A 13713-nucleotide genomic window follows, 5' to 3' on the forward strand; every position below is an offset into this window, starting at 1 on the left:
GGCGCAGACACTGCGCCCACTGCCACAGGAGGCCCCATGAACAAGACCCTCGGTTTCAAACTCGGCATGATCGCTGTATTGATCTTGCTACTGCTCGTCCCGCTACTGCTGATCAGCGGCCTGATCGGTGAACGCCAGGCCCTGCGCGACAGTGTGCTGCGTGATATCGCCCAGAGCGCCAGCTTCGACCAGCAACTCAGCGGCCCGCTGCTGGTGGTGCCCTACCGCAAGTACGAGCGCCGCTGGATCGAAAAGGACGGCGAGCGCACCCAGGAAACCAGCACCATTGCCGGGCACCTGTACTTCCTGCCGGAAATCTTCGACGCTGACCTGGGCGTGGACACCGAACTGCGCGCTCGTGGCATCTACCAGGCCCGGCTGTTCCACGCCAAGGGCCGTATCAGTGGCCGCTTCAAACTCCCGGAACGCTGGGGCATCGACAAGGATTTCGACGACTACCGCTTCGACAAGCCGTTCCTGGTGGTGGGCATCAGCGATATCCGCGGCATCGAGAACGGCCTGGAGCTGAGCATGGGCGAGCAGAAAGTGCCGTTCGAAGCCGGTACCCGGCTCGACTGGATGCGCGGCGGCGTGCACGCCAGCCTGCCGGGGCTGGACGGCCTGCAGGCGCGTGAATTCAGCTACGGTTTCGATCTCGCACTGCAAGGCACCGGCCAGCTGCACGTAGTGCCGGTGGGCCGCAGCAGCGCCGTGGACCTGCGCGCCAACTGGCCACATCCGAGCTTCGTCGGCAACTACCTGCCCAGTCGCCGCAACATCGACGCCCAGGGCTTCACTGCCCACTGGCAGACTTCGTTCTTTGCCACCAACCTCGAAGACGCCCTGCACCAGTGCGCCACCGCCGGGCAGTGTGCGGACTTCAGCGAGCGCAGCTTCGGTGTCAGCTTCGTCGATCCGGTGGACCAATACCTGAAGAGCGAGCGGGCGATCAAGTACGCCTTGCTGTTCATCGCCCTGACCTTCGCCGGCTTCTTCCTGTTCGAAGTACTGAAGAACCTCAGCGTGCACCCGGTGCAGTACATCCTGGTGGGGGTGGCGCTGGCGTTCTTCTACCTGCTGTTGCTGTCGTTGTCCGAGCACATCGGCTTTGGTTTGGCGTATGGGCTGTCAGCTTCGGCGTGTGTGCTGCTGATCGGCTTCTACCTGAGCCATGTGTTGCGCAGCCTGGGGCGTGGGGTGGGCTTTGCGGTGGGGTTGGCGGCGTTGTATGCGCTGCTCTACGGGCTGCTGAGTGCCGAGGACTATGCGCTGTTGATGGGCTCGTTGCTGTGCTTTGGCCTGCTGGGGGTATTCATGGTGCTGACCCGACGGCTGGACTGGGCTCGGGTGGGGAGGGCGGCATGAGGGAGGACAGAGAGATCGGGCGGTGGCTGGCCTTGAGGATCGGGTTGCTGTTTCCTGTGATACCGAAGTGAGGCGGGGGCTGCTTTGCAGCCCAATCGCCGGCAAGCCAGCTCCCACAGGTACAGCACTGGATTCAAGAGCTGTGAATACCTGTGGGAGCTGGCTTGCCGGCGATAGCGGCCCGTCAGGCTGTCGGTGCTGTTGCCACCATCGAAGGCCGCTTGGCCACCTCGGCATACCACGCCGCCAAGCCAGGCTGGTGTTCACGCCAGCCAAACTCGGGCTGGCGCAAATCCAGATACCCCAGCGCACAGGCCACGCCGATCGCTGCCAGGTCGAACCCGGACATCAACTCGGGCAAATGCTCCTGCTCCAGGTTGGCCAGGCTACGGCGGATCTTGTCGCCCTGTGCCTGCAGCCAACCCTCCCAGCGCTTGTCTTCAGGGCGCAGGAAGGTCTCATAGCGGCTCGACACCGCCGCATCCATGATGGCATCGGCCTGCGACACCAGCGTCATGCGCCGCCAACGCGCCGAGCCTTCACGCGGCAGCAGCGGCAGGCCGACGTGCTGCAGGTCGAGGTACTCGCAGATCACCCGGCTGTCATGCAGCACGGTGCCGTCTTCCAGGCGCAGGGCCGGGATCTTGCCGATCGGGTTGTCCTGGTTGAGCTGTAGGTCGCCGCTGACCGGGCTGATATTCACCGGCTGCAGCTGCACGCGCTCAAGCTGGCCGGTCTCGTGCAACACCACCATGACCTTGCGCACGAAAGGCGACAACGGCGAGTGGAACAAAGTCATCGTGCTCATGCTTCAGTTACCCTGCAGGCTCGGTGGCAGGCACACGCCGGTACCGCCGATACCGCAGTAGCCGTCCGGGTTCTTGGCCAGGTACTGCTGGTGGTAGGCCTCGGCGAAGTACACGGTCGGTGCCTGGTCGATTTCAGTGGTGATCTCACCGAAGCCGGCCTTGCTCAGTTCGGCCTGGAAGGCGTCGCGGCTGGCCTTGGCCTGTTCCAGCTGTTCAGGGCTGGTGCAGTAGATGGCCGAGCGGTACTGGGTACCGATGTCGTTGCCCTGGCGCATGCCCTGGGTCGGGTTGTGCAGTTCCCAGAACATCGCCAGCAGCTCGCGGTAGCTGACCCTGTCCTTGTCGAACACCACCAGCACCACTTCGGTGTGGCCGGTCAGGCCCGAGCACACTTCTTCATAGGTAGGGTTGGGGGTGAAGCCGCCAGCGTAGCCGACCACTGTGCTGACCACGCCTTCACGCTGCCAGAAGCGGCGCTCGGCGCCCCAGAAGCAGCCCAGGCCGAAGATGGCGAAGTCGATGGCGCCTTCGAAGAACGGGCCGAGCAGCGGCGTGTCTTTGAACACGTAGTGGAACTCGGGCAGCTTCATTGGCGTTTCGCGGCCAGGCAGGGCCTGCTCCGCGGTTGGCATGACGTTTTTGTTCACCAGGATTTCCGAACGCAGGACCATGGCGGTTCCTCTGTGTTTATTCAGTTGGATAGGTGGTGGAGCCATCGACGGCAAGCCAGCTCCCACATGGATACCAAGGTTTTGGGATATGAGCGGTCCCTGTGGGAGCTGGCTTGCCGGCGATAGGGCCCTAATGGTTTCTATAGTGCCCGAGGTTTGCGCGGCTGTCAGGCCAGAGGACCGCGCGGGTAACGCTTCAGCCGTTCAGCCAGCTCGCGCCCCGGAATCGGCCGGTCGAACAGGTAGCCCTGGCCCACGTCGCAGCGGTGCCGGCGCAGGAACGCCAGCTGCTCCGGCGTCTCGATACCCTCGGCCACCACCTTCAGCTTGAGGTTGTGAGCCATGGCCACCACCGCCGAGGTGATTTCCATGTCGTCCTGGTTGTCCGGGATCTCGTTGATGAAGCTGCGGTCGATCTTGAGGATGTCGATCGGAAATTTCTTCAGGTAGCTCAGCGACGAATAACCGGTGCCGAAATCGTCCATGGCCAGGGTCAGGCCCAGTGCCTTCAGCTCATCCAGCTGGCGGTGGGTGTCTTCGGTGGCCTCCAGCAGCAGGCCTTCGGTCAGCTCAAGCTCCAGCAGGTGCGGGGGCAGGGCTTCTTCCTCGAGGATGGTGCTGATCGACGCCACCAGGTCCGGGTCGGAGAACTGCTTTGGCGACAGGTTGATGGCCACATGCAGGTTGCCCATGCCGGCCTGGCGCAGTTGCTGGCTCATGCGGCACGATTGGCGCACCACCCATTTGCCGATGGGGATGATCAGGCCGGTTTCTTCCGCCACGCTGATGAACTGGTCCGGGCGGATCATGCCGCGCTCGGGGTGGTTCCAGCGCAGCAGTGCTTCCAGCCCCAGCAGGCGGCCGCTGCGCAGGCACAGCTTGGGCTGGTAGAACACCTCCAGTTCGTTCTGGGTCAGGGCGCGACGCAGGTTGTTCTCGACGAACAGCTTGTAGCTGGCTTCGGCATTGAGCACTTCGGTAAACACCTGCACCTGGTGCTTGCCGTTGGCCTTGGCCTTGTGCAGCGCCAGGCCGGCGTTCTTCATCAGGCTGGCCGGGTCGGCACCATGAAGTGGCGCACAGGCCAGGCCCACCGAGGCGGTGACGTTGATCAACTGGTTGTCGACGAACATCGGCTTGTCGAGGGTGCGCAGCAATTGCTGAGCCACGCCCTGGCCATCTTCCAGGCTGGTGTCGTCGAGCAGTACGGCGAACTCGTTACTGGCAAAGCGCGCCAGGATACCGCCGGCGTGCAGGCTGTTGCGCAGGCGCCGGGCCAGGCTGATCAGCAGCTTGTCGCCGGTCTGGTGGCCGAGGCTGTCGTTGATGCGCTTGAAGTTGTCGATATCCACCAGCAGCAGGCACATCGAGTATTCGCCATCACGGGCAAAGCGCTCGTCCAGGCTGCGGATGAACGCCGGGCGGTTGCCCAGGTTGGTCAGGTTGTCGGTGTAGGCCAGGCGCTCGATGCGCTGCTGGGCCAGCTTGGTCTGGGTGACGTCTTCGTAGATGCCGATGTAGTGAGTCAGCTCACGGTTATCGCCGTATACCTTGGAAATCGACAGCTGGCCCCAGTAGGGCTCGAGGTTCTTGCGTCGGCTCTTGAACTCGCCCTGCCAGCTGTTGCCCATGGCCAGGCTCGACGGCGAGTCGAACAGCAGCTCGCTCAGGTTTTCCAGCGCCGGCAGCTCGCCCAGGTGGCGGCCTTGCACTTCCTCGGTGCTGTACTGGGTGATGGCGGTAAAGCTGGGGTTGACGTACTCCACCACACCGTCGCGGTTGACCAGCAGGAAGGCGCTGGCGCTTTGCTCGACCGCACGCTGGAACAGGTGCAGGGCGCTGGCGGCGGTGCGCCGGTTGTGGTTGGTGATGACTTGGGCGAACTGGTCGGCCAGTTCGCCGGCAAAGGCGATTTCGTCCGACTGCCAAGCCCGTGTCTGGCCGGTCTGTTCCAGGCACAGCACGCCGACTACCTGGCCATCGACACGGATACTGGCATCGAGCATGGCCTTGTTTTCCGGGCACATGCTTTGCGCCAGGGCGCGAGTGCGCGGGTCGTGGCCGGCATTGTGGGCGTCGATGGCGCGGCTGGCGTGCAGCGCGTCGAGGTAATCGGGGAAGTGGCTGGCATCGATTGCTTCGGGCTGGCGGTGCTCTTGCGCATCCCGGTACCAGGCGATGATGGGCTCCAGGCGCTGGTCTTCCAGGTGCCAGATGCTGGCGCTGTCCACCTTGTAGATCTCGCAGGCGCTCTGGGTTATCAGCTGGGCGGCTTCCCGCAGCGAGTTCCCGGCGCTGTAGCGCTGGCGGGCCAGGCGCAGAATCAGGTCCTGCTGCCCGCGTACCCGTTCCAGGTGCTCGAGTTGTTCCTGCTGCGCCCGCTGGTTCAGTTGCAGGGCCAATTGCAGGCGGTTGTTACGCGATTCCAGGTCGCTGGCACCGGCCTCGCCAGTATCTTCGGCCTGGTCGTCGAGCACGCTCAGGTAGCCGCGCAACAGGTGGCGGTTGTGCTGCTTGTAGGCTTCCCCAGCCTCCAGCAGGCGTAGCGATGCAGTTGGCGTGTGCAAGGTGTAGCGCACGCGGTAGTAGCCGCGCTGGGCCAGTTGCAGCTGGATCTCGTCGTGCAGCCGATAGCGGGCTTCGGGTTCCATCAGGCTGGCATAGGGTGCGTCTACCAGAGCGCACAGGTCGCCGGCGTGCAGGCCGAACTGGCGCTCGCAGGCCGGGTCGAGGTAGAGCATGGTCCAGCTGGCTTCGTTGAGCCTTTCGAAACGCAGCATGCCGAGCCGCGAGGGCACGGGTAACTGCGTGACGACCTCGGCCGCCACACGGCTGGCGGCATCGGGTTGGCTTTTCATCGAAGACTCGCTTGAAGAGGGAACGCGGCCTTGGGGGCGGCAGGTCTGGCAAGGTTGCATCATGTCCCGGAGGCTGGCAAGCAGCCAGGCGTGATGCTGTGGACGGGTTATCGGCTGGTGGGTGGGAATCTGTAGTCTGGCTGATATTTCCGGGGCCGCTTTGTGGCCTGTGGGAGCGGGTTTATCGAGGCGTCGAACCGCCGCGAACAATCCAACACAGTACATGGCACCGGCTGCGCCGGTGTTCGCGGGTGAACCCGCTCCCACAGAGGGTGCAGCCCGCCCGGAAAATCCGGGTAAAAAAAAGCCCCGCCAATCGACGGGGTTGAGGTACGAGCGTGGCAGCTCGAAAAGGGTACTGCCCCTCGCGGGGAGGGGCAGCGGGCTGCCTTACAGCAGCATGGTGCGGATATCGCCCAGCACGTCGCCCAGGCGCTTGGTGAAGCGCGCGGCGGCAGCGCCGTTGATCACACGGTGATCGTAGGACAGCGACAGCGGCAGCATCAGCTTCGGCTGGAAGGCCTTGCCATCCCAGACCGGCTGCATGGTCGCCTTGGAGACGCCCAGAATAGCCACTTCCGGCGCGTTGACGATCGGCGTGAAGCCGGTGCCGCCAATGTGGCCGAGGCTGGAGATGGTGAAGCAGGCGCCTTGCATCTCGTCGGCCGACAGCTTCTTGGTGCGGGCTTTTTCGGCCAGCGCAGCCGCTTCGGCAGCCAGTTGCAGCAGGCTCTTCTGGTCGACGTTCTTGATCACAGGGACCAGCAGGCCGTCCGGGGTGTCCACGGCAAAGCCGATGTGCACGTACTTCTTGCGGATGATGGCCTTGCCGCTTGGCGCCAGCGAGCTGTTGAAGTCCGGCAGTTCCTTGAGCAGGAAGGCGCAGGCCTTGAGCAGCAGTGGCAGCACGGTCAGCTTCACGCCAGCTTTCTCGGCCACGGCCTTCTGCGCAACGCGGAAGGCCTCCAGCTCGGTGATGTCGGCGGAGTCGAACTGCGTCACGTGCGGCACGTTCAGCCAGCTGCGGTGCAGGTTGGCAGCACCGACCTGCATCAGGCGGGTCAGGGCGACTTCTTCCACTTCACCAAACTTGCTGAAGTCCACGGCAGGGATCGGTGGGATGCCTGCGCCACCGGTTGCGCCAGCGGCTGCCGGTGCTTCCTTGGCCTTCTGCATCATCGCCTTGACGTAGACCTGCACGTCTTCTTTCAGGATGCGGCCGTGCGGACCGGTCGCGGCAACCGCGCCCAGGTCGACGCCAAATTCCCGGGCCAGCTGACGAACCGCCGGGCCTGCGTGAACCTTGGCGTTGCTGCCGGCAGCCGGTGCGGTAGCAACCGGTGCAGGGGCAGCAGCCGGGGCTGCAGCGGCAGGTGCGGCGGCCGGAGCCGCCTCAGCCTTGGCCGGGGCAGCAGCAGCGGCAGGTGCAGGAGCTGCAGCCGGGGCAGCGCCCGCGACTTTCAGCTTGAAGATCAGGTCGCCAGTGCCGACTTCGTCTTCCAGCTTGCACAGGACCTCTTCGACCACGCCGGCAGCCGGCGACGGGATTTCCATGGAGGCCTTGTCGGACTCCAGGGTAATCAGCGACTGGTCGGCTTCGACGGTGTCGCCGACCTTGACCAGCACTTCGATGATCTTGGCCTTGCCCGACGAGCCGATGTCCGGCACGTGGATGTCCTGCACGCTGGCGGCAGCCGGGGCTGCTGCCGGAGCAGGGGCCGGGGCGGCTTCGGCGGCCGGAGCCGGCGCAGCAGCCTGGGCCGGTGCTGCGGCCGGGGCCTCAGGGGCCGCAGCAGCGGCGCCCTCGGCTTCCAGAACCAGCAGCTCGTCGCCTTCTTTCAGGCGGTCGCCCAGCTTGACCTTCAGTTCCTTGATGACGCCGGCTTTCGGGGCCGGGATCTCCATGGAGGCCTTGTCGGACTCCAGGGTCAGCAGGCTCTGGTCAGCCTCGATACGATCACCGACCTTGACGAACAGCTCGATGATTTCACCTTCACCGCTGCCGATGTCAGGTACGCGAATGAGTTCGCTCACTTAAAAATACTCCTCAGCAGTCCAGTGGGTTGCGCTTGTCCGGGTCGATACCGAACTTGACGATAGCGTCTGCAACAACCTTTGGTTCGATCTCGCCGCGGTCAGCCAGGGCTTCCAGGGCAGCCAGCACCACGAAGTGGCGGTCGACTTCGAAGAAGTGACGCAGTTTCTTGCGGCTGTCGCTGCGACCGTAACCGTCGGTACCCAGGACCTTGAACTCTTTGCTCGGTACCCACTGGCGAATCTGCTCGGCGAACAGCTTCATGTAGTCGGTGGAGGCGATGACCGGGCCCTTGCGACCGTTCAGGCACTGCTCGACGTAGGTCTGCTGTGGCTTCTGGCCAGGCTTCAGGCGGTTGGCGCGTTCCACGGCCAGGCCGTCGCGACGCAGTTCGTTGAAGCTGGTTACGCTCCACACGTCGGCACCGACGTTGAACTCTTCACGCAGTATCTTCGCTGCTTCGCGGACTTCGCGCAGGATGGTGCCGGAGCCCATCAGCTGTACGTGGTGCGCGGCTTCGCGGGTGTCTTCTTCCAGCAGGTACATGCCCTTGATGATGCCTTCCTCGACACCGGCCGGCATGGCTGGCTGCTGGTAGGATTCGTTCATCACGGTGATGTAGTAGAAGATGTCCTGTTGCTCTTCGGTCATCTTCTTCATGCCGTCCTGGATGATCACCGCCAGCTCGTAGCCGTAGGTCGGATCGTAGGTGCGGCAGTTCGGGATGGTGCCCGCCATCATGTGGCTGTGACCGTCTTCGTGCTGCAGGCCTTCACCGTTCAGGGTGGTACGGCCGGCAGTACCGCCGATCAGGAAGCCACGGGTGCGGCTGTCGCCAGCAGCCCAGGCCAGGTCGCCAATACGCTGGAAGCCGAACATCGAGTAGAAGATGTAGAACGGCAGCATCGGCTGGTTGTGGCAGCTGTACGAGGTACCGGCAGCGATGAACGACGACATGGCGCCGGCTTCGTTGATGCCTTCCTCGAGGATCTGGCCCTTCTTGTCTTCGCGGTAGAACATCACCTGGTCTTTATCGACTGGCTCGTAGAGCTGGCCGACCGACGAGTAGATGCCCAGCTGGCGGAACATGCCTTCCATACCGAAGGTACGAGCTTCGTCCGGGATGATCGGAACGATGCGCTGGCCGATTTCCTTGTCCTTGACCAGCTGCGCCAGAATACGCACGAAGGCCATGGTGGTGGAGATTTCGCGGTCGCCCGAGCCGTCCAGGATCGCTTTCAGCGTTTCCAGTGGCGGGGTCGGTACGCTGAAGCTCTTGGCGCGGCGCTGTGGCACGAAACCGCCCAGGGCAGCACGGCGTTCGGCCAGGTACTTGGCTTCGGCAGAACCTTCTTCCGGCTTGAAGAACGGCAGGTTCTCCAGATCGGCATCCTTGACCGGGATGTCGAAGCGGTCACGGAAGTGACGCAGGCTGTCGACGTCGACCTTCTTGGTGTTGTGCGCGGTGTTCTTGGCTTCGCCGGCACCGGTACCGTAACCCTTGATGGTCTTGGCCAGGATGACGGTAGGCTGGTCCTTGTGGTTGACCGCCTGGTGGTACGCCGCGTAGACCTTGTACGGGTCGTGGCCGCCACGGTTGAGCTTCCAGATCTCTTCGTCGGACAGGTCTTCGACCATGGCCTTGAGCTCTGGGGTGTTGAAGAAGTTCTCACGAACGTACGCGCCGTCTTTGGCTTTGTAGTTCTGGTACTCGCCGTCGATGACTTCGTCCATGCGGCGCTGCAGGGCACCATTGGTGTCCTTGGCGAACAGTGGGTCCCAGAAACGGCCCCAGACAACCTTGTTGACGTTCCAGCCACCGCCACGGAACACGCCTTCGAGTTCCTGGATGATCTTGCCGTTGCCGCGAACCGGGCCGTCGAGGCGCTGCAGGTTGCAGTTGATGACGAAGATCAGGTTGTCCAGCTTCTCGCGGCCGGCCAGGGCGATTGCACCCAGGGATTCCGGCTCGTCGCACTCGCCGTCGCCCATGAAGCACCAGACCTTCTGCTTGCCGGCCGGGATGAAGCCGCGGGCTTCCAGGTACTTCATGAAGCGTGCCTGGTAGATGGCCTGGATCGGGCCCAGACCCATCGAAACGGTCGGGAACTGCCAGAAGTCAGGCATCAGCCATGGGTGTGGGTACGAAGACAGGCCGTTGCCGTCCACTTCCTGACGGAAGTTGTTCATCTGGTCTTCGCTGATGCGGCCTTCCATGAACGCACGGGCATAGACGCCTGGCGAAGCGTGGCCCTGGAAGAAGATCAGGTCGCCGCCGTGTTCTTCGGTCGGAGCCTGGAAGAAGTAGTTGAAGCCGATGTCGTACAGGGTGGCGCTGGAGGCGAAGCTGGAGATGTGTCCGCCCAGGTCCGAGTCTTTCAGGTTGGTACGCATGACCATGGCCAGGGCGTTCCAACGCACCATCGAGCGAATGCGGCGTTCCATGAACAGGTCGCCAGGCATGCGTGCTTCGTGGGTGACAGGGATGGTGTTGCGGTATGGCGTGGTGATCGCATACGGCAGCTGGGAGCCACTACGGGTGGCCAGCTCGCCCATACGGGTCATCAGGTAATGAGCGCGGTCTTCGCCTTCTTTGTCGAGGACCGACTCCAGGGCATCCAGCCATTCCTGGGTTTCGATTGGATCGAGGTCTTGCATGGCTTGCTCCAGGGCGGAAAGGCAACCAGAATCGATTGCCTGAAGTTGCGACTGGCCTTATGGGCAGACGTCGTGAATTCTTGGATTACCGGGGTGTCCTCCGGCGCCGTGTAGTTTTACTACATTTGCTTTCGCATTTCATGCTTTTACACGACACGAGTAGTAGTAAAACTACATTTGTGCGACGTTTCGTCGCATGCTGGCTTGTGAGGAAAAACGTTCATGTTGGTTGGCATTGTGTCGCGAACGGGTAATTCTTGATGTTTGGTGCCAATTTTACGTTTTTTTCAGCTATTTCCAACTTTTGTACGACAGTCCAACCGTGGTCCGGCTTCCCCTTGGCCGCTTATTCCCCTCTATTTCACGCCGATCAAGGATAGACCATGCGCCTACCTTTGCCGTCCGATCTGCCCGCTACCCTGCAGCCACTGGTCGCACGCAACCAGCAATTCATCAGCGATGCGGTGGCTCACCACCCGGAACTCGACCTCAAGGCCTGGAGCCCGCTGCACCGGCAACAGTTCGACCAGGTAGCCGCCGCCAGCGACTTCGTGCTCGGCCTGGTCCGGCGCGAGCCGGCCATGCTGTTCGGCCTGCTGGCCAGTGGCGAGCTGGATCGGTGTTACGCCGCGGGTGAACTGCGCGGGCACATCGCTGCAGCTGCTCAGGCGGCGCAGAGCGAGGACGAGCTGGCGCGCAACCTGCGCCGCGAGCGCAACCGCCAACAGCTGCGCATCATCTGGCGCGACATCACGCGCCAGGCCGCATTGGGCGAAACCTGCCGCGATCTGTCCGACCTGGCCGACGCCGCCATCGACGAAGCCTACCAATGGCTGTACCCGCGCCACTGCCAGCAGTTCGGCACGCCTGTCGGCAACCGCAGCGGCCAGCCACAGCACATGGTGGTGCTGGGCATGGGCAAGCTGGGCGCGGTAGAACTGAACCTGTCGTCGGACATCGACCTGATCTTCGCCTTCCCCGAAGGCGGTGAAACCGAAGGTGTGAAGCGCTCGCTGGACAACCAAGAGTTCTTCACCCGCCTGGGCCAGCGCCTGATCAAGGCGCTGGACCCGGTCACCGTCGACGGTTTCGTTTTCCGCGTGGACATGCGCCTGCGCCCGTATGGCTCGGCCGGCGCGCTGGTGCTCAGCTTCAATGCCCTGGAGCAGTACTACCAGGACCAGGGCCGTGACTGGGAACGCTATGCGATGATCAAGGCGCGGGTGGTGGCCGGCGACCAGGCGGCCGGCGCGCAGCTGCAGGAGATGCTGCGGCCGTTCGTGTACCGCCGCTACCTGGACTTTTCCGCGATCGAAGCGCTGCGCACCATGAAGCAGCTGATCCAGCAGGAAGTGCGACGCAAGGGCATGGCCGACAACATCAAACTGGGTGCTGGTGGCATTCGCGAGGTGGAATTCATCGCCCAGGCCTTCCAGCTGATCCACGGCGGGCGCGACCTCAGCCTGCAACAGCGGCCGTTGCTGAAAGTACTGGCCACCCTCGAGGGCCAGGGCTATCTGCCGCCAGCCGTGGTCGCCGAGCTGCGCGAGGGTTATGAGTTCCTGCGCTATACCGAACATGCCATCCAGGCCATTGCCGACCGCCAGACGCAAATGCTGCCGGACAGCGAGACCGACAAGGCGCGGGTGGCCTACATGCTCGGTTACGCCGACTGGCAAAGCTTCCATGACCAGCTGACACACTGGCGTGGCCGCATTGACTGGCACTTCCGCCAGGTGATCGCCGACCCGGATGATGAAGATGGCGAGGGCGAGCTGGTGGTGGGTGGCGAATGGTCGCCGCTTTGGGAGCAGGCGCAGGATGAAGATGCCGCTGGCCGTCAGCTGCAGGAGGCCGGTTTCCAACAGCCCGCCGAAGCCCTGCGGCGCCTGGCCGCGCTGCGCTCCAGCCCACAGCTGCGTTCGATGCAGCGGATTGGCCGTGAACGCCTGGATGCCTTTATCCCGCGGTTGCTGGCCCAGGCTGTGGAACATGACAACCCCGACCTGGTGCTCGAGCGCGTGCTGCCGCTGGTCGAGGCCGTGGCACGGCGTTCTGCCTACCTGGTGCTGCTCACCGAAAACCCTGGCGCCTTGCGTCGCCTGCTGACCCTGTGCGCCGCCAGCCCCTGGATTGCCGAGCAGATTGCCCGCTACCCGCTGCTGCTCGACGAACTGCTCAATGAAGGCCGCCTGTTCAGCCCGCCACTGGCGCCGGAGCTGGCCAGCGAACTGCGCGAACGCCTGACGCGCATCCCCGAGGACGATCTGGAACAGCAAATGGAGGCGCTGCGCCACTTCAAGCTGGCCCACAGCCTGCGTGTGGCCGCCTCGGAAATCAGCGGCAACCTGCCGCTGATGAAAGTCAGCGACTACCTGACCTGGCTGGCCGAGGCCATCCTCGACCAGGTGCTGGCCCTGGCCTGGCGCCAGACCGTGGCCCGCCATGGCCAGCCCAAGCGCACCGACGGCAGCCTGTGCGACCCGGGTTTCATCATCATCGGCTACGGCAAGGTAGGAGGCCTGGAGCTGGGTCACGGCTCGGACCTGGACCTGGTATTCATCCATGACGGCGACCCGCAGGCGGAAACCGACGGTGCCAAGCCGATCGACAGTGCGCAGTTCTTCACCCGCCTGGGCCAGCGCATCATTCATCTGCTGACCACCCAGACCAACTCGGGCCAGCTGTATGACGTGGACATGCGCCTGCGCCCGTCGGGTGCCTCGGGGCTGCTGGTGAGTTCGCTGGGAGCGTTCGAGCGCTACCAGCAGAACGAGGCCTGGACCTGGGAGCATCAGGCCCTGGTGCGGGCCCGGGTGCTGGTGGGCTGCAAGCAGGTGGGCACGGCGTTCGAAGGCGTGCGCGCCAAGGTGCTGGGCAAGGCCCGCGACCTGGAAAAACTGCGCAGCGAAGTGAGCGAAATGCGCGCCAAGATGCGCGACAACCTCGGCACCAAGGCCACCGCAGCCGGTACCGCGGCCAACGCCTTCGAGGCCGGCGTGCCGTTCGATATCAAGCAGGATGCCGGCGGTATCGTCGATATCGAATTTATGGTGCAATACGCCGCTTTGGCCTGGTCCCACGACCACCCGGCCATACTCCGATGGACCGATAACATCCGCATTCTGGAAGAGCTGGAGCAGGCGGGTTTGATGCCGGCCAGTGACGCGGTGCTGTTGCGTGAAGTGTACAAGGCTTTCCGCTCGGCCTCGCACCGCCAGGCCCTGCAGAAGCAGGCCGGGGTGATCGATGCGGCGCAGTTTGCCGATGAGCGCCGCGAAGTGCGGCGGATCTGGGGTGAATTGGGCCTTGCCTGA

The 13713-nt window shown here is 63.7% G+C and carries 7 protein-coding genes; 2 read left to right on the top strand and 5 right to left on the bottom strand.

The features are described 5' to 3' along the window. Positions 1-36: 36 nt before the first annotated feature. On the top strand, positions 37-1365 hold the full coding sequence (gene creD, locus CAF92_RS07575; protein ID WP_085600032.1) for a cell envelope integrity protein CreD: 1329 nt from the start codon (positions 37-39) through the stop codon (positions 1363-1365). Positions 1366-1549: 184 nt separating this feature from the next. Here creD and CAF92_RS07580 read toward each other — a convergent pair whose 3' ends face one another. From CAF92_RS07580 to aceE, 5 genes are all read right to left on the bottom strand, one after another. Next, positions 1550-2173: a glutathione S-transferase gene (locus CAF92_RS07580; RefSeq protein ID WP_046614469.1), complete on the bottom strand. Its 624-nt coding sequence runs from the start codon at positions 2171-2173 to the stop codon at positions 1550-1552. Positions 2174-2176: 3 nt separating this feature from the next. Next, a complete protein-coding gene (gene msrA / locus CAF92_RS07585) occupies positions 2177-2845 on the bottom strand; it encodes a peptide-methionine (S)-S-oxide reductase MsrA (protein WP_046614468.1) in 669 nt (222 codons plus the stop codon). A 167-nt stretch (positions 2846-3012) separates the two neighbouring features. Continuing rightward, positions 3013-5703 (bottom strand): bifunctional diguanylate cyclase/phosphodiesterase, encoded by a 2691-nt coding sequence (locus CAF92_RS07590; protein ID WP_046614467.1) that lies wholly within the window; start codon positions 5701-5703, stop codon positions 3013-3015. Positions 5704-6093: 390 nt separating this feature from the next. Continuing rightward, complete coding sequence (aceF, locus tag CAF92_RS07595) at positions 6094-7737, bottom strand: dihydrolipoyllysine-residue acetyltransferase (protein WP_046614466.1); 1644 nt, start codon at positions 7735-7737, stop codon at positions 6094-6096. A 13-nt stretch (positions 7738-7750) separates the two neighbouring features. Beyond that, complete coding sequence (gene aceE / locus CAF92_RS07600) at positions 7751-10396, bottom strand: pyruvate dehydrogenase (acetyl-transferring), homodimeric type (RefSeq protein WP_046614465.1); 2646 nt, start codon at positions 10394-10396, stop codon at positions 7751-7753. Between the two features lie 383 nt (positions 10397-10779). On the opposite strand from aceE, the gene glnE reads away from it, so the two are divergent. After that, on the top strand, positions 10780-13713 hold the full coding sequence (gene glnE, locus CAF92_RS07605) for a bifunctional [glutamate--ammonia ligase]-adenylyl-L-tyrosine phosphorylase/[glutamate--ammonia-ligase] adenylyltransferase (protein ID WP_085600034.1): 2934 nt from the start codon (positions 10780-10782) through the stop codon (positions 13711-13713).

This window comes from Pseudomonas sp. B10(2017) (assembly GCF_002113295.1).
GTDB classification, from domain to species: domain Bacteria; phylum Pseudomonadota; class Gammaproteobacteria; order Pseudomonadales; family Pseudomonadaceae; genus Aquipseudomonas; species Aquipseudomonas pudica.

Bases quoted from the DNA above. Each gene is read 5' to 3' on its own strand.
- creD (WP_085600032.1), top strand. From the start codon at position 37: ATGAACAAGACCCTCGGTTTCAAACTCGGCATGATCGCTGTATTGATC.
- CAF92_RS07580 (WP_046614469.1), bottom strand. From the start codon at position 2,173: ATGAGCACGATGACTTTGTTCCACTCGCCGTTGTCGCCTTTCGTGCGC.
- msrA (WP_046614468.1), bottom strand. From the start codon at position 2,845: ATGGTCCTGCGTTCGGAAATCCTGGTGAACAAAAACGTCATGCCAACC.
- CAF92_RS07590 (WP_046614467.1), bottom strand. From the start codon at position 5,703: ATGAAAAGCCAACCCGATGCCGCCAGCCGTGTGGCGGCCGAGGTCGTC.
- aceE (WP_046614465.1), bottom strand. From the start codon at position 10,396: ATGCAAGACCTCGATCCAATCGAAACCCAGGAATGGCTGGATGCCCTG.
- glnE (WP_085600034.1), top strand. From the start codon at position 10,780: ATGCGCCTACCTTTGCCGTCCGATCTGCCCGCTACCCTGCAGCCACTG.